Origin of the sequence: Tateyamaria pelophila (genome assembly GCF_019966495.1) — a bacterium.
Classification (GTDB): Bacteria; Pseudomonadota; Alphaproteobacteria; order Rhodobacterales; family Rhodobacteraceae; genus Tateyamaria; species Tateyamaria pelophila.
The window spans coordinates 1-15,124 of sequence record NZ_JAIMIA010000054.1 but is presented as its reverse complement, the minus strand read 5'-3'; the positions used below and the strand labels follow the sequence as shown (position 1 = coordinate 15,124).

General features: G+C 58.6%; 14 protein-coding genes, 1 tRNA gene and 1 pseudogene. 5 read left to right on the top strand and 11 right to left on the bottom strand.

Annotated elements, in window-relative coordinates; translation table 11 throughout:
- Nucleotides 1–59: 59 nt before the first annotated feature.
- On the bottom strand, nucleotides 60–1,169 hold the full coding sequence (locus tag LC354_RS16105; RefSeq protein ID WP_223425604.1) for a tyrosine-type recombinase/integrase: 1,110 nt from the start codon (nucleotides 1,167–1,169) through the stop codon (nucleotides 60–62).
- A 449-nt stretch (nucleotides 1,170–1,618) separates the two neighbouring features.
- Between LC354_RS16105 and LC354_RS16100 the strand changes: the two genes are divergently transcribed.
- Nucleotides 1,619–2,440, top strand: coding sequence for a YihY/virulence factor BrkB family protein (locus LC354_RS16100; protein WP_263289423.1), 822 nt, complete (start codon nucleotides 1,619–1,621; stop codon nucleotides 2,438–2,440).
- Here the strand turns inward: LC354_RS16100 and LC354_RS16095 are convergent.
- The 7 genes from LC354_RS16095 to LC354_RS16065 all read right to left on the bottom strand — a co-directional run bounded on the left by LC354_RS16095 (nucleotide 2,406) and on the right by LC354_RS16065 (nucleotide 8,979).
- On the bottom strand, nucleotides 2,406–3,335 hold the full coding sequence (locus LC354_RS16095) for an AEC family transporter (protein WP_223425595.1): 930 nt from the start codon (nucleotides 3,333–3,335) through the stop codon (nucleotides 2,406–2,408). The two genes, LC354_RS16100 and LC354_RS16095, sit on opposite strands and share 35 nt — an antisense overlap.
- Nucleotides 3,336–3,401: 66 nt before the next feature.
- Entirely contained in the window at nucleotides 3,402–4,205 is an 804-nt protein-coding gene (locus LC354_RS16090) for an MBL fold metallo-hydrolase (RefSeq protein WP_223425593.1), read from the bottom strand.
- On the bottom strand, nucleotides 4,202–5,005 hold the full coding sequence (locus LC354_RS16085) for a TatD family hydrolase (protein ID WP_223425591.1): 804 nt from the start codon (nucleotides 5,003–5,005) through the stop codon (nucleotides 4,202–4,204). Before LC354_RS16085 ends, LC354_RS16090 begins: the two co-directional genes overlap by 4 nt.
- Entirely contained in the window at nucleotides 5,002–6,120 is a 1,119-nt protein-coding gene (locus LC354_RS16080; protein ID WP_223425589.1) for a DNA polymerase III subunit delta', read from the bottom strand. The genes LC354_RS16085 and LC354_RS16080 overlap by 4 nt, the downstream gene beginning before the upstream one ends.
- 173 nt (nucleotides 6,121–6,293) lie before the next feature.
- Nucleotides 6,294–6,920 (bottom strand): dTMP kinase, encoded by a 627-nt coding sequence (gene tmk / locus LC354_RS16075; protein ID WP_223425582.1) that lies wholly within the window; start codon nucleotides 6,918–6,920, stop codon nucleotides 6,294–6,296.
- The gene (locus tag LC354_RS16070) at nucleotides 6,917–8,080 is read right to left on the bottom strand and encodes a D-alanyl-D-alanine carboxypeptidase family protein (RefSeq protein ID WP_223425576.1); all 1,164 of its coding nucleotides are present in this window, start codon (nucleotides 8,078–8,080) and stop codon (nucleotides 6,917–6,919) included. The genes tmk and LC354_RS16070 overlap by 4 nt, the downstream gene beginning before the upstream one ends.
- A 17-nt stretch (nucleotides 8,081–8,097) precedes the next feature.
- Nucleotides 8,098–8,979: an SPOR domain-containing protein gene (locus LC354_RS16065; protein WP_223425574.1), complete on the bottom strand. Its 882-nt coding sequence runs from the start codon at nucleotides 8,977–8,979 to the stop codon at nucleotides 8,098–8,100.
- A 214-nt stretch (nucleotides 8,980–9,193) separates the two neighbouring features.
- Between LC354_RS16065 and LC354_RS16060 the strand changes: the two genes are divergently transcribed.
- Nucleotides 9,194–9,283, top strand: a tRNA-Ser gene (locus LC354_RS16060).
- 599 nt (nucleotides 9,284–9,882) lie between these two features.
- On the opposite strand, the gene LC354_RS16055 is transcribed toward LC354_RS16060, so the two are convergent.
- Together LC354_RS16055 and LC354_RS16050 are read right to left on the bottom strand one after the other, a co-directional pair.
- Nucleotides 9,883–11,529 (bottom strand): adenylate/guanylate cyclase domain-containing protein, encoded by a 1,647-nt coding sequence (locus LC354_RS16055; protein ID WP_223425572.1) that lies wholly within the window; start codon nucleotides 11,527–11,529, stop codon nucleotides 9,883–9,885.
- A 420-nt stretch (nucleotides 11,530–11,949) separates the two neighbouring features.
- On the bottom strand, nucleotides 11,950–12,882 hold the full coding sequence (locus tag LC354_RS16050; protein WP_223425570.1) for a LysR family transcriptional regulator: 933 nt from the start codon (nucleotides 12,880–12,882) through the stop codon (nucleotides 11,950–11,952).
- 112 nt (nucleotides 12,883–12,994) lie between these two features.
- On the opposite strand from LC354_RS16050, the gene LC354_RS16045 reads away from it, so the two are divergent.
- The 3 genes and pseudogenes from LC354_RS16045 to LC354_RS16035 form a co-directional block, all read left to right on the top strand.
- Complete coding sequence (locus LC354_RS16045; protein WP_223425568.1) at nucleotides 12,995–13,438, top strand: cupin domain-containing protein; 444 nt, start codon at nucleotides 12,995–12,997, stop codon at nucleotides 13,436–13,438.
- A 4-nt stretch (nucleotides 13,439–13,442) separates the two neighbouring features.
- Nucleotides 13,443–14,243 (top strand): glutathione S-transferase family protein, encoded by an 801-nt coding sequence (locus tag LC354_RS16040; protein ID WP_223425561.1) that lies wholly within the window; start codon nucleotides 13,443–13,445, stop codon nucleotides 14,241–14,243.
- Nucleotides 14,244–14,663: 420 nt separating this feature from the next.
- Nucleotides 14,664–14,909, top strand: a pseudogene (locus tag LC354_RS16035) (transposase); the annotation flags it as partial.
- An 11-nt stretch (nucleotides 14,910–14,920) separates the two neighbouring features.
- Here LC354_RS16035 and LC354_RS16030 read toward each other — a convergent pair.
- The coding region (locus tag LC354_RS16030) for a transposase (RefSeq protein ID WP_399203732.1) at nucleotides 14,921–15,124 on the bottom strand (204 nt) is incomplete at its 5' end.

The following is a 15,124-nucleotide window of genomic DNA, read 5'->3' as shown; positions in this document are numbered from 1 at the left end:
TGCGGCAACAAGTTCGAAACCGAAGACCGGCGCGCCAAGTTCTGCAGCGCCGCACAGGGCTAAACGCCGAGCGTGTCGCTCCAAAGCTGCATGAGTGGCGCGCGCCGGTAGAGCAGGTCGGATCTCTGGTACGTTCTCTCGACCTTGTTCCCGACCGTGTGATCCAGTGACACCTCGGCCAGCGTCCAGTCCTGCGCGGTGTCCTCCGCCCACGTCCTGAACGACGACCGGAAGCCGTGCGGTCGGTAGTCCAGTTTGCGGCGGTTCATGAGAGCCGTCATCGACATGTCGCTGATTGGCTTGCCCCGGACAGCGCAGAATAGGAACCCGTTTCGGGCAAGGGGCCGCGCCAGATCGATCACCCGCATGGCTTCGTCCGACAGCGGCACTCTGAACTCGTTGCCGCCCTTCATGTTCGCCGCCGGGATCGTCCACACGTCGCCCTCGAACTGATCGACGTGGGCCATCCTGACGGGACGGGACCGGCTGGCGGTCAGGATCAGCAGGCGCAGCGCCAGCGCGGCGGGGGATGTCTCCAGCGTGGCGTAGAAGGTGGGCACCTCACGCCACGGCATCGATGGTATCGGCGTCGCCTTGTGGCGCTGCTTGCCCAGTGCCACGCGCACACGCGGCACGATCCGTACGTCCACCTCGGGCAGTTCAGCCTCGGCGTATCGCATCACCATGCCAAGCCGGTCCATACCCTTCGCGGCGGCGCTGGTCTTCGTGCGCCAGATCGGGTCGAAGATCGGCTTGATGTCCTCGAACGTAATGGCGCGGACATCCATCTGACCCAGCACCGGCATGACGTGGACCCGCAGCGGCGACAGCCAGCGCCCAGACCGACCGCCATCCTTCAAGTCGTGGCGGTTCGCCTTCATCCAACGCCCAACCCACGACCGCAACGTGTGGCTGCGGTGCCGCCTCCGCCTGACAGCGACGTAGCCGCGCTCCTTCAGCCGCGCCATCTCGTAACGCGCATCTCGCGCCGACTTCAGGCTCATGTCGGGGTACTTACCCAACGTCACATCACGCCGCGCCCCGTCGATCTGGTAGCGATATATCCAAACCCGACTGCTGCCGCGCACCCGGAAGTACAAACCCTCACCCAAGAAATGACGCCCCTCCGGCGCAGTTTTCAGGTCCGATGCTCGTAGTCTGGCCCCCATTCCGGCCCCCATTCCTGTTGAACTTAAGTGATCCTACCTGACCGCCCTTGAACTATGTAGATCAACTAAGAGTTTATAAACAAGGGGAAAATAACTCAGTTGGCCGGGGCTGACCCAAGAGTTATAGGTTCGCCGGCCGCACCATGACTTTTTTCAGCAACACCTGAACTTATAGCCCGATTGTCGGAAACCGACGGGGGATATTCCAATCACTCATTCTTATTCCAGTAGGCTGTCTCGAAGGCATGGGTCGGTATGCCATTTGCCAAAGCCTCGTCGGCAGGCCAGTATCGCAACCATGTGTATGAATTTCAGTCTTGATACGTGCGCCAGCATTGCCATTGATGCCTCCCGGTGCAAAGTTTCCGCCAATGGTTGATCGCGCGCTCGTTTCCCTGCCGCCTTTGGATCCTGTGATATGGTGGCGTGCGGTTCGCCAGCTTTCTCAGATGACGGACGAAAAAAACCTGAGCCTGGTTGCGGCCGGGGTCGCATTTTACGCTATTCTGGCGGTGTTTCCGGGGATGGCAGCGACCATATCTCTCTGGGCGATCGTCGGAGATCCGGGCCATGCCCTACAGCAACTAAAAGAATTCGAAGAACTGATTCCAGTTGACGTCTACAGATTGCTGGCCGGGCAGTTGACAAGGCTGTCAACGGCAGATGGGCTGACGCTCGGGTGGGCGTCTCTACTCTCTTTCTCGCTGGCGCTGTGGCCTGCAAGGGCCGGGGTTGATGCTTTGATCCGGGGGTTGAATGCCATCTACGGCGTGCCAAACCGCGGCGGCATCTCGCGTTTGGTGCGCGCGTTCTTACTGACGTTTTGCCTGATCGGAGTGCTGCTCGTCGCGATGGGTTGTATCGTTATCTTGCCGATCGTTCTAACTTTTTTTCCGCTGGGGGGCTGGACCAGTTTGGGTGTTCAGACATTGCGGTGGCTGGTTGGTGTTGTCGTGCTGCTCGCGGGATTCGCGTTGATCTATCGGCTGGGTCCCAATATGCGCGGCGCGCGGCCACGCCTGATTTTACCGGGAGTTGTCTTTGCCGTTCTGGGGTGGATCGCAGCGTCTATGGGCTTTTCTGCATATTTGCAGAATTTCGGGACGTATAACGAGGTTTATGGTTCGATCGGGGCCGTCATCGTCATGTTGATGTGGCTGTTCATATCGGCCTATCTTGTGCTGCTCGGGGGGGCACTCAATGCGCTGCTGGCGCGCGCGCGCCGGGCCAAGCTGGCTATCCCAGAACCATCAGCCACATCCACGCTGTAACGATAGAGGCGCCTGTGGCGACCAGAACGGAAGAGGCGGCGACCTGCTTTGCGCGCCCGTAGAGATTTGCAAAAATATAGGCGTTGACGCCCGGGGCCATTGCAGCGGTGAGCACACCCGGCTTGAAGGTCTCAGAGGGCACGGACAATGCGGTTCCCAACGCCCAGGTGATGGCCGGATGCACCAAAAGCGCGATCGCGCATACCATCGCAATGACGCGCGCGTCGCCTTCGGGCCTGTATTGGACCAGAACGCCGCCAAGCGCAAAGAGCGCCGTCGGCAACGCCGCGCGGATCACGAGGTCCAATCCGTCATTCAGGACTGGTGGCAGCGCGATACCGAGCAGGTTCACGGCAAATCCAGCCATGATGGCCAGAACCAGAGCGTTGCGGAACATCGCACGTGCAATCCCGCGGACCATCATCAGGGGAGATTGCCCGCGATTGCGCGCAATCTCCATCGCGGTGATGCCAACCGCGTAACAAAAGGGCGAATGGAAGGCGATGATTGCGTAGGCCCCGGCAAGTGCTTCGGGCCCGTAAGCCCGTTCATTGATCGCCAGCCCGAGCAGAACCGAATTGGAAAAGAGACAGCAAAAGCCGATGGCCACGCAATCTTCCCAGTCTCGCTTGAACACAAGGCGGGCGCCCGCAAAGCCCAAGACGAAACCCGCTGCGGCACCGACATAAAAACTGATCAGCAATCGCACATCGAGGCTGGCGGACAGGTCGAGGCTGGCGATGGCCGAAAAGAGCAGGCAGGGGATTGCGAAATGCTGGCTGAATTTCATCAGCCCATCCACGCCGGATTCCGGAAACAACCCGCGCCAGACGGCAAGATAGCCGAACCCGATCACGATGAAGACGGGTAAGATGACGTCCAGCAGGGCTTGCATGATCGGGCCTTTAAGCCTTGTGGCGGGGGCGGGGGCCTCCGGCGGGGATTTTTTGGAACAGAGAAATCAGGACGCGGGCACCGTGTATTTGAGCCCGTCATAAGCAGGTTCGACATGGTCGGGGGTTTCGCTCAGGATGGTGTCATAGTCGAGATCAATATGCATGTTCGTGAGGATGGCCCGTTTGGGTTTTGCCCGTTTGATCCACTCCAGAGTGTTGGCCAGGTGGCTGTGCGTCGGATGCGGGTCACGCCGCAAGGCATCGACGATCCAGCAGTCGAGGTTTTCCAGCAAAGGCCAGACCGTGGCCGGAATATCTGCGACGTCAGGCAGATAGGCCACGTTGTTTACCTTGAACCCCAATGCGTCCATGCTGCCATGCCCGACTTCGAAAGGCTGAAAGGTGACAGGCCCGCCTGCGCCCTCAATCGTGGTTGCACCATCAATGGTGTTGAGGTCGAGGATCGGCGGGTAGGGCGACCCTTTTGGTTGCACGAACACATAGCCGAACCGATTGAGCAAGGCGTCCTGGGTCGGGCCGTCCGCCCAGACCTGAAGCCGGGCCCGCATGTTGAATACGATCATCCGCAGATCATCAATCCCGTGCACGTGATCGGCGTGAGAATGGGTGTAGATCACACCATCGAGCCGTCCGACCCCGTTGTCCAGAAACTGGTTGCGCAGATCGGGAGAGGTGTCGATCAGCACGGTTGTCGTGCCATTCTGTCCAGTCCGTTCGACCAGCAATGAGCAGCGTTGCCGTCGGTTTTTTGGATTGTCCGGATCGCAGGCGCCCCAATGTCCGCCGATGCGGGGCACGCCGCCGGACGATCCGCAGCCCAAAATGGTGAAGGTGAGCGTGTCAGTCATGGGCCCACTGTGTCGTGCGTGGCTTTGGAGAACAAGCGGTCGAAGTTCGTTTGCGTTTGCGCGGCGAATTCTGCGTAGTCGAGGCCGAAAACTTCTGCGCTCCTGGCAGCCGTATGCGCCGTATAGGCTGGTTCGTTGCGTCGGCCCCGATGAGGGGGGGGCGCGAGGTAGGGCGCGTCGGTTTCGACCAGAATGCGGTCGACAGGTGCGCTGGCAAAGATGTCGCGCAGCTCTTGTGATTTCGGGAAGGCGGCAATGCCCGACATGCTGAGGTAAAAGCCCAGATCGAGCGCGGCGTGGGCGAGCGCCCGGCTTGAAGAGAAGCAATGCATGACGCAGGTATAGGCGCCGTTCTCATATTCTTCGGCCAGAATGCGCGCCATGTCGTCGTCGGCAGCGCGGGCGTGGATGATCAGTGGCAATCCGGTTTCGCGCGCCGCGGCGATGTGGATCCGCAGCGACTGCTGCTGGATTTCAGCGCTGTCAGACGTGTAGTGATAGTCGAGGCCGGTTTCGCCGATCCCGACGAACTTTTTGTGTTTTGAGAGCGTTATGAGGTGATCTGTGGTCGCCAGCGGTTCTGATGCCGCGCTCATCGGGTGGGTTCCCGCGGCGTAAAAGACAGGCGCGTAGGCTTCGGCAATGGCACGGACCTGAGGCTCATGCCGTAGCTTTGTGCAGATCGTGACCATGCGCGTGACGCCTGCGGCAGCGGCGTCGGCGATGATCTGATCCAGATGCCCTTCGAAATCGGGGAAATCGAGATGGCAGTGGCTGTCGGTAATCTCGGGTGGGGTCATCGGGTGGCGGCCGTATCCTGAAGTTTGAAAAGCGTATCGAGCACGAGGGCGGCGGGGTCAAGGTTGACGGCCCGACCATGGCGGGCACGGGCCAGCGCTGTTTGCGCGGTATCGGCCCAGGCGCGCGCCTGGCCTTGCGTCCTGGCGAGGCGGCTGAAAATGGCCGCTTCGTTTGCGGCGGCCTCGACCTGTGGTGGGTGTCCTGTCGCGCCTGTGCGTGCGAGCCGTGTCAGGGCGATGTCGATCAGGGTGTAGAGTAGATCAAGCCGCGCTTCTGCACCGCGCTGTCCTGCCGCTTCGGCCAGCGCCAGAGCGCGCGGGCGATCGAGATTTGGCATTGATCCCAGCAGGGCGACGATCTCACTGTAGATCTTCAAACCGTCCAGCAACGACAGGCGCAGGGCGTCGCCAACGGACCCGGCGCTCAACTCGGCCAGTGCTGCGCTTTGTGCGCTGGGTTCGACCCCGGCCTGGGCCATGGCGCGTGCTGTATCGTCTGCAGACAGTGTCGAAAGCCGTAATGTGCGACAGCGGGATCGGATGGTCGGCAACAGGCGGCTGGGCTGGTGGCAGATCAGCAGCAGCGTCGTGCGGTCGGGGGGCTCTTCGAGCATTTTCAGCAGGGCATTGGCGGCGTTCGCGTTCATCTCGTCTGCGGCGTCGATGATCACGACCCGGCGGCCGCCATCTGTTGCAGAGAGTTGAAAAAAACCTGCCATGGCGCGGATATCGTCGATCGTGATCTGATCCCGCAACCTCTTGGTCTTTTCGTTTTCGGTCCGGTGCACGGATTTGAGACCCGGTTCGGCCCCGGCCGCGATCCGATGCGCAACAGGGTGATCGGGATCGACATCGAGCGTGGTGGGCAACGGGACGCCGAACATGTCGTCGGGATCGGGGTCGGGTGTGGCCAGCAGGAAGCGCGCTATGCGCCAGGCCAGCGTCGCTTTGCCGATGCCACGCGGACCGGTGATGAGCCAGGCGTGATGCAGACGTCCGGTGGTGAACGCGTCGAGAAATGCGGCCTCTGCCGTGCCCTGGCCGATCAATTGAACGGTGTCACGCGGATGCGGCGCGCCGGGGACGCGGGTGGGATCTGTGGTTTGCTCTGACATCTATGAGCGATGTAGCATTGTGACGTGCCGGGGGAAATGGGACCGGAGGCGTTAAATGATCAATTTTTGAAAAGGTGTCGAGGTTTGAATTGGGGGCCAGCCCCCAAACCCCCGGGATATTTTGGGCCAAGAGAAATGATGGGTTCTGTCTGGGCGCGGCAATGTCGAGAGCCTCAGGTCTGCAGGTGCTTGATGACCGTGGCAGTGACATCCCTGGCAACCTGATCGATGGCGCGCGCGCCGTCGATGACGCGGAAACGGTCGCTAAATTCCTGCGCCAGATCCAAAAAACCTGCCCGCATCTGGATTTGCAGATCAGTGCCGAAATCCTCGAACCGTTCTTCGATCCCTTGTCTGCTCCTGGCGCGGGCCAGCCCCTCTGTCGGATCCATGTCTATCAGCAATGTCAGGTCTGGTTCGCGCCTGATCATCAAATCGTGCAGCGCGTCTACCGTGGAGCGCAGATCTCCGCGGCTGAGCCCTTGATACATGCGGGTGCTGTCGGCAAAGCGGTCACAGATCACGATCTTGCCCTGCGCGAGGGCGGGTTGGATCAGGCGTTCGAGGTGGTCGCGCCGCGCGGCTGTGAACAATAAAAGTTCGGTTTCCGCCGACCATCGATCGGGGTCACCCTGCAGGACAAGCGCCCGGATTTCCTCGGCCCCCGGTGAGCCGCCGGGCTCACGTGTCAGAACCGGGTCGTATCCGATGCGTTGCAAGTGATCGGCCAGCATGCTGGCTTGCGTGGACTTGCCCGAACCGTCGATGCCTTCGAAACTGATGAATGTGCCTGTTGTCACGTGCCGCTTTCGGATGCGGCATCGCTGCTGATCTGGTCAAACAACGACATCGCGGCAGTCGAGATCCTGGCCAGAAAACCGCCATGAGCAACGTCCGCTTCGGCGACGAGGGAAAAGCGCTGTTCCGGCAGACCTTCGGGTTGCAGGACAAGTTCCGCCAGCGGCGTTCCGGCGACAATCGGGGCCTGAATGGGGCCTTTGAATACCACCTCGGCCGCCACCTCCTTGCTGGCCAGCACGGGCAACAAGACCGAGATGTCTTCGGCAGGGACCAGCCCGACGACAGGTTCTGCGCCTTCCCACACAGGTGCAGTTGTGATGCGTTGCCCTTCTGAGGCCAGGGTCCGTTCGGCAAATTGGCGGAAGGCCCAGTTTACGATGGCCTCGGCCTCTTGGGCACGGATGGCGGTCGTGTCTAGGCCCGAAAGCACAAAGACAATCCTGCGGTCGCCTTGTTTGGCAGATCCCGTCAGCCCATAGCCCGCTTCCTGGGTATGGCCGGTCTTGAGGCCGTCAGCGCCGATCCCCAGTTTCAAAAGCGGATTTCGGTTGTATCGATTGGCCGACTCGGTTGCATCAAAGAGAAACTCAGTCTCCGCGAACATCGGATAGAATTCGGGAAAATCCTCGATCAGCCGCGTGGCCAACTCTCCAAGATCGCGCATCGACATGCGGTGCCCGGCGGCCGGCCAACCGCTGGAGTTAATGAATGTCGAATTGGTCAGGCCCATGTCCTGTGCCCGGCGTGTCATCATCCGGGCAAATCCACCCTCGGTGCCGTCCGGGCTGAGCGCTTCGGCAATGACCACACATGCGTCGTTGCCCGACAATACGATGATTCCGCGCATCAACTCTTCGACAGTCACCCGTTCGCCGGTCTTGAGGAAAAGCGTCGAGCCGCCAAAGCTGTTGGCATGTGCCGATACGACCAACTCGTCAGTCATCCGCAACTGGCCCCGCTTGATCGCCTCGAAGGCCACATAAAGCGTCATCAGTTTTGACATTGACGCAGGGGGCAATGGATCGTCCGCGTTCTTGTTCAGCAATACGGTGCCCGTGGTTTGATCGTACACATATGCGGCTGTGGCCCGTGTCTCGAACGCGGTGGCGGGCAGGGCGGTCGCAAGCAGTATGGCAGCGGCGGCGAAGGTGCGGATCAAGGTCTTTCTCCTATCGGTCAGTTGGTCACGGCGTAGGCATCTGTAAAGCCTTCGCTTTTGACTTTGGTGATCAGTTGGCGTCTTTCGCCGGAGGTTGCAGCAGGGCCAACCAAAACCCGCCAGAATGGTTTGCCATCGCGCTCGAAGCGATTGACAGTGGGAAGAAGTCCACTGTTGCGCATCTGCTTGGCAGTGCGTTCAGCGTTCGCTTCGACTGAGAAGATGCCAATCTGGATGTAGGGTTTGGCAAGCTTGGAGGCCGACGGCAGAGGGGATGCCGCCGCCTGAATGGGTTCTGCGGCAGCCGCAGGTTGGATGCCGGTTGCGGCAACTGTACTTTGCGCAGTTGTCGTGGCCGCTGCGTCAAGGGGCGTCGCTTCGACAGCGCCGAGGGCGGCAATGGCTTCACTCTCCAGCGGCGAAGTCGGATCGGCAACCTCTTCTTTGCGCAGCGCGGTTACACTCAGCGCTGCTGGCGCCCCCGCCAGCATGCCAAGCGCTTCGGCGGCGTCGGAGCTGATTTGCAGCCGTGGCCCTGGAATATCCCTTTCGCGCCGAAACAGAGCGCCGACAACGAACTTGTCGTTGCTGGTATTGCGAATGATCACACGCTCGGGTTCGTTTACATCCGGATGCGCCACCCAGACTCCGCCAAGCGAAGGACGCCCATCCCAAAGCCCTGCTTCGGCGGTTGAAAACACGTCTGGTGCTTCGACTTCACGTTCGACGGTACGGGTTTCGGGACGTGGGTCTGATGTGCCCTGCACGTCAGTGCTCTCTGGCTCAAAGGCCTGCATGGCGACAAAATCACCGTTTTCATCACATGCGGACAAAAGGGTCGTCGCCAGAAGAAGGGCCGCGCCAGTGCGAAAGGTGGGAAGGTGGAATGCTCTGCTCATGGACGTCGTCCTTGCCTGCTGTTTGCCTGTTGGGTCACTTTGGTGACCGATGTGCTCGTTTACGGCACGTATTATTTTCCCGGCTTGAAGGGTTCTTGCCCATCATAGCCCGGCTCGCGCCTTGTGAAAAGCACGGCGATGCGCGATCGGCCATTTTCCTCATCCATTTGCTTGTTTGCCGAATCGCGCAGGGCGGCCTAAAGGAGGCAACAACGGAGATTTGGCAGAGTGGTCGAATGCGGCGGTCTTGAAAACCGTTGGGCGTGAGAGCGTCCCGTGGGTTCGAATCCCACAGTCTCCGCCAGAAACCAGTCGCGAACCCAATACGAGGCCCCCAACGGGGCCTTTTTTCTTTTGGTTTCAAAGGGGTTTAGCCGTGGCGACCGCCCTTCGGAGACTGGTGAAATGCCCAAAATCAGTCTCTGAACGCCATTTGTCTCTAACCGAGCGCCCTAGTGCTTCAGAAGGGCGCTTTCAAAAAGTATTGAATTTTCAGAGTGTTGGTATTTTCGGTCGAGCGCCCTTTTCGAAAGTGCGTCCGACAGCACAATCCGATGCGAATATAAGGGACGGGTCTTACGTCGGTCGGTTTGGGTGGGGAGATGCCTGACGGTGCCGCACCATTGCACCTTCAGCATCTTTTGAAAGCCGTAGGTCGCCATGCCACTGACGACCGGCAGTTGTGCGCAGGAAGCGGACCCTGCAATGTTGCGAGCCGTGTGCGTGTGCGCCCGCCATGACACGCCCGGCCCCAAGCTTCCGCTCGCCAAACATGTTGTATGCTGCGATGCGGCCCGTCATTGCAGCCGTTCGTGCATCGCGCAGCATTCTGTTGGCCAAAATGTTGGTCAGCCGACGACGCAGACGGTCACTTGGATATGTCTATGATGTACCACTTTAGCTTTAGGCACCTGGTTTCAGCTTATCTAATACCCAGCGAAAGTCAGGCGGCAGGACCGGAGGCTTTGTGTTCATCATCGGGTTTTGCGACAGCTTTTTTGCAGCGTTTAAGCATGCCTCAGCCTGTTCAGGAAGTCGCATCTCGGTCAACGCCATCGCTCGGAGTTTCAGATGACCAGCTTCATTTGGGCGTAAGTCATAAGCGGCCGAGGCGTCCTGAGCCGCCCCTTCGAAGTTTCCACCACAGTACCTCGCGACGCCACGCATAAACAGCCGATACGGTTGTAGCGGATCCTGCTCCCCACGCTCCACCAGGCGCGAAAAAGCGAGATCCGCTCCCGCGAAATCGGACTCTCGCAGTAAAATCTGGCCCTCGAGTTCGTGGTTCTCTAAATAGGCAGGGTTCAACTGCCTACTGCGTTTCAGGTCAGCGCGCGCACCGACGACATCCTCTTGCACCGCAAGACGAAAATTTCCGCGGATCCAAATGACGTAATCGCTCTTGGGTATTTGGATTACGGCAGTATTTAAGTCCTCCGCACATGTTTTCTGAATGTCCTCAGGCATAGTCTCGTACCGCGCGCCATGCAGCATGAGCTGTGCTTCCACGCGCATGCAAAGCGACATGCCGTCCAGTGGATTGAGCGAGATCGCACGTTGCATTAGTGCAAGCCCGTCTTCCCAGCTTTCCATCGTGACCTTATAAAAATCGTTGGCGGCACGTGCGCGAAGCTCGGATATACTGAGGTCCTCGACAGCGATGCCGACAAGTCGATCCCCATCAAAAGCATTGGTTTGCAGACGCAAATCGCCCTCAGCCCGTTCCAGAACACTGTCACAGAATGCGAATATATCTTCCGTAAGAGCCTCATATGTCTGCGACCAGACAGGCCTTGCGTCGGTACGTGAGATCAGCGTGACGGTTAACCTGCCGCGCCGTTCCGCGATCCGAACTCGTCCGCGCAAATCATAGGTCGCTTCGTCTACTGTCTTGGCAGATGCATCGAAAACAGACACACCTTTCCTCCGTGATGTCCGTACGATCAACTGGTCTCGAAGATCACCCGCAAGAGCTTCGGTCTCAGCATCAACCGGGGCATAGTCAAAGGCTCGGACTGCGATAGAGGGCACATCACCTGACTTACCTTTCGCACCCGGTGCAGGTCGCCATTGGAAAAGACGCACAGGCTGAGAGATGTTCTTTAGGTTAAATGCGCCGGCGTCGCTAAGTACCGCGGCCTTTTCGGTTGATAGCTGGCGGCAAAAGTCTTCCGAGACCATCACACCACCGGGCGGCGCTTCCGTCTGGATGCGTTGAGTAATGTTTACACCGGCGCCATAAAAGTCATCGTCATCTTCGATGATTTCGCCCAGATGGCACCCAATCCTTAGCTTTATGGTGGGGTGGTTATAGAGATTGGTTTGCACTTTAACGGCACTGTCCAAGGCCGCGCTGATCGAGGAAAAAGCGACGATCCAGCCGTCGCCCATGCGTTTGAGGACTTCTCCACCAAAGTCCGAAAGCACCGGCTCCAGTTGGTGATGCTTGAGTTCACGCACCGCTTCGATTGCAGCCTCCTGATTGGTGTTCATCATGGATGAGTACCCGACCATGTCGACGACCATCAGGGTTGTAATTCGTGAACGCATCGTAGCCCTCCACCGCCAAACTTAACGAAACGGCTCGATCCAACAAGCAATTAACACCTGGCATTAGTCGAACAAGGTCTGGAAGCACTGATTTTCTGCAGTCGCAACACTTTCTAGAATTGGCTCGAATCCGACTTCTGGCGATACAGCGGATTGCTTGCGATAGATCACAACGCAGTCGTCGTGGACGGCCCATTGCCGACGTCCTACAGTGATCTTGAATGCTGCGGTGCGGCCCGTCGAACCTGCCGTTCGTGCACAGCGCAGCATTTCTTCGGCTGAAACGTCGGTCTGCGGGACGAAGCGCCATTTCGCTGCGGCTGCGCGAATGTCTGCATTGACTGATTAAACCAATTTCGATTCTGTTTTTCGAAACATCGATTTGTATATATCCCACGGGCGCTGCGTGGCACAGATTGACTAACTGTCTAGCTCCAAACTCTTCATTAATTCGAAGACTTGGCTCCGCATCCAGGCCGCCATCGGGGCATTGTCGGAACGCTTGTGCCAGATGCCGATGATCAACGCCGGTTCAATCTCCATTGGAGGTTTGAACACATTCAGCCCAAATGCCTTGGCTACTTTCTCAGCAAGTTGCGCGGGAACAAGCGCGATGAGATCGCTTTCGCTCACCGCGCGGCAAACGCCGCTGAACACTGGAACAGTCATCGCGACCTGTCGACGTTTACCAACGCGTGTCAGCGCAGCATCACCCATCGCAGCGAGATTTCCCTCAGGAGAGAACAGAACGTGGTGAAGCGCGCAAAAGGTATCCATTGGCATCTGCGTCCCGTCCTCAAGCCTCTTGATGCCTGGATTGCCTTTGCGGGCGATAACGTGGAACGGCGAATGGAAAAGCGGTTCTCGATTGACCCAGTCCGGCAGTAACAAATCGGGGATCAGCGCAATGTCGGCCTTGCGTTGTTCAAGGCTGGCCACGTAGTCGTTCGGAACCAGATCAACGAGCTGAGCACGAAGATTGGGCGCTGATTTTTGCAAAAGATCACCCAAGGGCGGCATCAGGAGTTCCGCGAAAAAATCACTGGCGGCAATTCGGAAAGTGCCTTCGGCGGTTTGCGGGTCAAAAGTAGTCGGCGGGGCCAGCAGGAGCTCCAAACGTTCGAGCTCCTCGCGCAAACCGGTTTCGATCCCCGCTGCATAATCTGTAGCAACCAATCGGTTTCCCTGCCGCACAAAAAGCGGGTCATCCAAGGCATGGCGAAGACGTGATAATGCGCCAGAGACAGCGGATTGCGACATGGCCAGCCGGTCGGCCGCCTTTACGGTTGAGCCTTCGCGAAAGAGAGCGTCCAACACGCGCAAAAGATTCAGATCGAGTGTAGCGAAATTCACTTGGCCGATACCCTATATCAGAAAATGCGGTTTGCCTGATAGGCTGGCGATAATGTAGCTATCTGTCAACGAAAGCGCATTCGTTTCAATCCAATTCCAAGGGAGCGAAACAATGAAAGATCTGGCCCAAATCGACGGCGCCATCGAATGGCTCGGCGTACAGTACAAAACAATCCTCCGCCCGGAACAGACAGGAGGCGCGATGTCCATTGTGGACAGCTGGTCCCCCGCAGGCAGCGGCCCGCCGCGACACGTGCATCAGAACGAAGACGAAACCTTTGTGATCGTTGCCGGGACCTGCAGGTTCTGGCTGGAAGGCGAAGAGTTCACCGCCGGGGCGGGCGAAAGCGTGTTCATCCCACGGGGCAAGAAACATACATTCAAAGTGACCGATGACGGCCCTTGCCGCCATTTCGTGATCCTCACACCCGGAGGGTTTGAGGGCTTCTTTGCAGACATGGCTGCCGGTCAATGCCGCATCCCCGAGGACATGCCTGCTATCGAAGAGAGCGCCACACGCCACAACATGGCCTTCACCGGCCCCCCGCTGGATTGATCACATGACCGACAAGCACATCGTCTATCACATCCCCGTCTGCCCATTTTCTCAACGTCTGGAAATCCTTCTGGCTCTGCGGGGGCTAACAGATGCAGTGGAGTTCCGGGTCGTGGACATCACCAAGCCGCGCGATCCGGATTTGCTGGCCAAAACCCGAGGCACCACTGCCTTGCCGGTGCTGGAAACCAGCGACGGGCACATTCTCAAGGAAAGCCTCGTCATCCTGCGTTATCTTGACGAAGCCTTGCCGGGGGCATCGTTGCGCCGCAGCGACCCGGTCGAGCATGCCATTGAATCGATGCTGATTGCCCGCGAGGGCCCTTTCACGATGGCAGGTTATCTCTTTGTCATGAACCAGGACCCGGAGCAGCGGGACACACATCTGGACAAGCTCCTGGCGCTCTATCGGGACATTGATGATTTCCTCGGCCATCACAGTTCAAACGGGCCATACCTGTTTGAGGATTTTGGTCTGGCTGAGGCCGTCTTCACGCCAATGTTCAAGCGGTTTTGGTTCCTTGACTACTACGAAGGTTTCAAGCTTCCCGAAGGCAAGGAATATGACCGTGTTCGCGCGTGGCATGACGCATGCATGGCGCATCCGGCGACAAAGCAGGTGACCGATGAAGAGATCGTCAAGCTGTACTACGACTACGCGCTTGGGTCAGGAAATGGTGCCTTGCCAGAAGGCCGCAGCGTTTCAAGCTTCGCCTTCGAACCGCCTTGGCAATCAAGGCCCATGCCTCCCAGGGAAAAATACTCCGTAACAGCCACCGACAAAGAGCTCGGCCTTGTCGCCTGATCATGGCGTCGAAAATCAGAACTGGACATTCATGCGTCGCGCAGCATTCGACGCTTTGGGCTCTACCGTTGATTTCGCCGCGTCCGACACAAACGGCTGCAATGTCAGACCCAATGGCTGGGACTACCGTTGGTAGCACGGTCAAGGACCGGACACACAACGATTTTCCCCTACCTCGCACCATGGGTCGCAATGACAGGTATCATTTCGGTTTTTGGGCGCGGTCTGCTGCGGTGCCGCATGGCCGTTCTGAGCCCAGAGCGGTCGGCAGTGGCTTTTGTGGGAAATTGCCCGGGGCTATCGCATCCAACGCAACCAAATGACTAGGCAGCACACCCATTAATTCTTGTTTAAGGGCATAGGTTTGTGATTCATTTCGTCCAAACAACGGGCGGGAGGATGTAAGTGGCGCGATCAGACATGAGTGATCTGGAATGGGAATTCATCAAAGCTGTCTTGCCTAACAAAACGCGCGGCAAGAAGCGGGTAGATGACCGCCGCGTGATCAACGGCATTTTCTACGTCCTGCGCACCGGCATCCCTTGGGCCGATCTGCCCAGCGAATACGGCCCACCGACAACGGTCTACAACCGCTTCAATCGGTGGAGCTATGCGGGCCACTGGGACCGGATCATGGACGCCATCGCCGACGCGCATAACGTGGACACAGCTTGGATTCAAACATCAAGTGCAACGGTTGATTTAAAGGCCGCTATTTCATCAGCCATGGCTTCGGCGGGGGTTCTCCAGCCGAGGGTCTTTCTGGGACGGTTATTCATCAAAGCGGCTACGTCGTTGAGCCAGGTTTGGCTGGCATCGCTCAAGTCAGCTCCCTTGGGCATGAACTGGCGCAGCAAGCCGTTGGTATTCTCGTTGCTGCC

Coding starts and splice junctions, on each gene's coding strand:
- LC354_RS16095 (WP_223425595.1), bottom strand. CDS start 3,335: ATGCAAGCCCTGCTGGACGTCATCTTACCCGTCTTCATCGTGATCGGG.
- LC354_RS16085 (WP_223425591.1), bottom strand. CDS start 5,005: ATGACCCCACCCGAGATTACCGACAGCCACTGCCATCTCGATTTCCCC.
- LC354_RS16065 (WP_223425574.1), bottom strand. CDS start 8,979: ATGAGCAGAGCATTCCACCTTCCCACCTTTCGCACTGGCGCGGCCCTT.
- LC354_RS16105 (WP_223425604.1), bottom strand. CDS start 1,169: ATGGGGGCCAGACTACGAGCATCGGACCTGAAAACTGCGCCGGAGGGG.
- LC354_RS16080 (WP_223425589.1), bottom strand. CDS start 6,120: ATGTCAGAGCAAACCACAGATCCCACCCGCGTCCCCGGCGCGCCGCAT.
- LC354_RS16045 (WP_223425568.1), top strand. CDS start 12,995: ATGAAAGATCTGGCCCAAATCGACGGCGCCATCGAATGGCTCGGCGTA.
- LC354_RS16055 (WP_223425572.1), bottom strand. CDS start 11,529: ATGCGTTCACGAATTACAACCCTGATGGTCGTCGACATGGTCGGGTAC.
- LC354_RS16100 (WP_263289423.1), top strand. CDS start 1,619: ATGACGGACGAAAAAAACCTGAGCCTGGTTGCGGCCGGGGTCGCATTT.
- LC354_RS16040 (WP_223425561.1), top strand. CDS start 13,443: ATGACCGACAAGCACATCGTCTATCACATCCCCGTCTGCCCATTTTCT.
- LC354_RS16090 (WP_223425593.1), bottom strand. CDS start 4,205: ATGACTGACACGCTCACCTTCACCATTTTGGGCTGCGGATCGTCCGGC.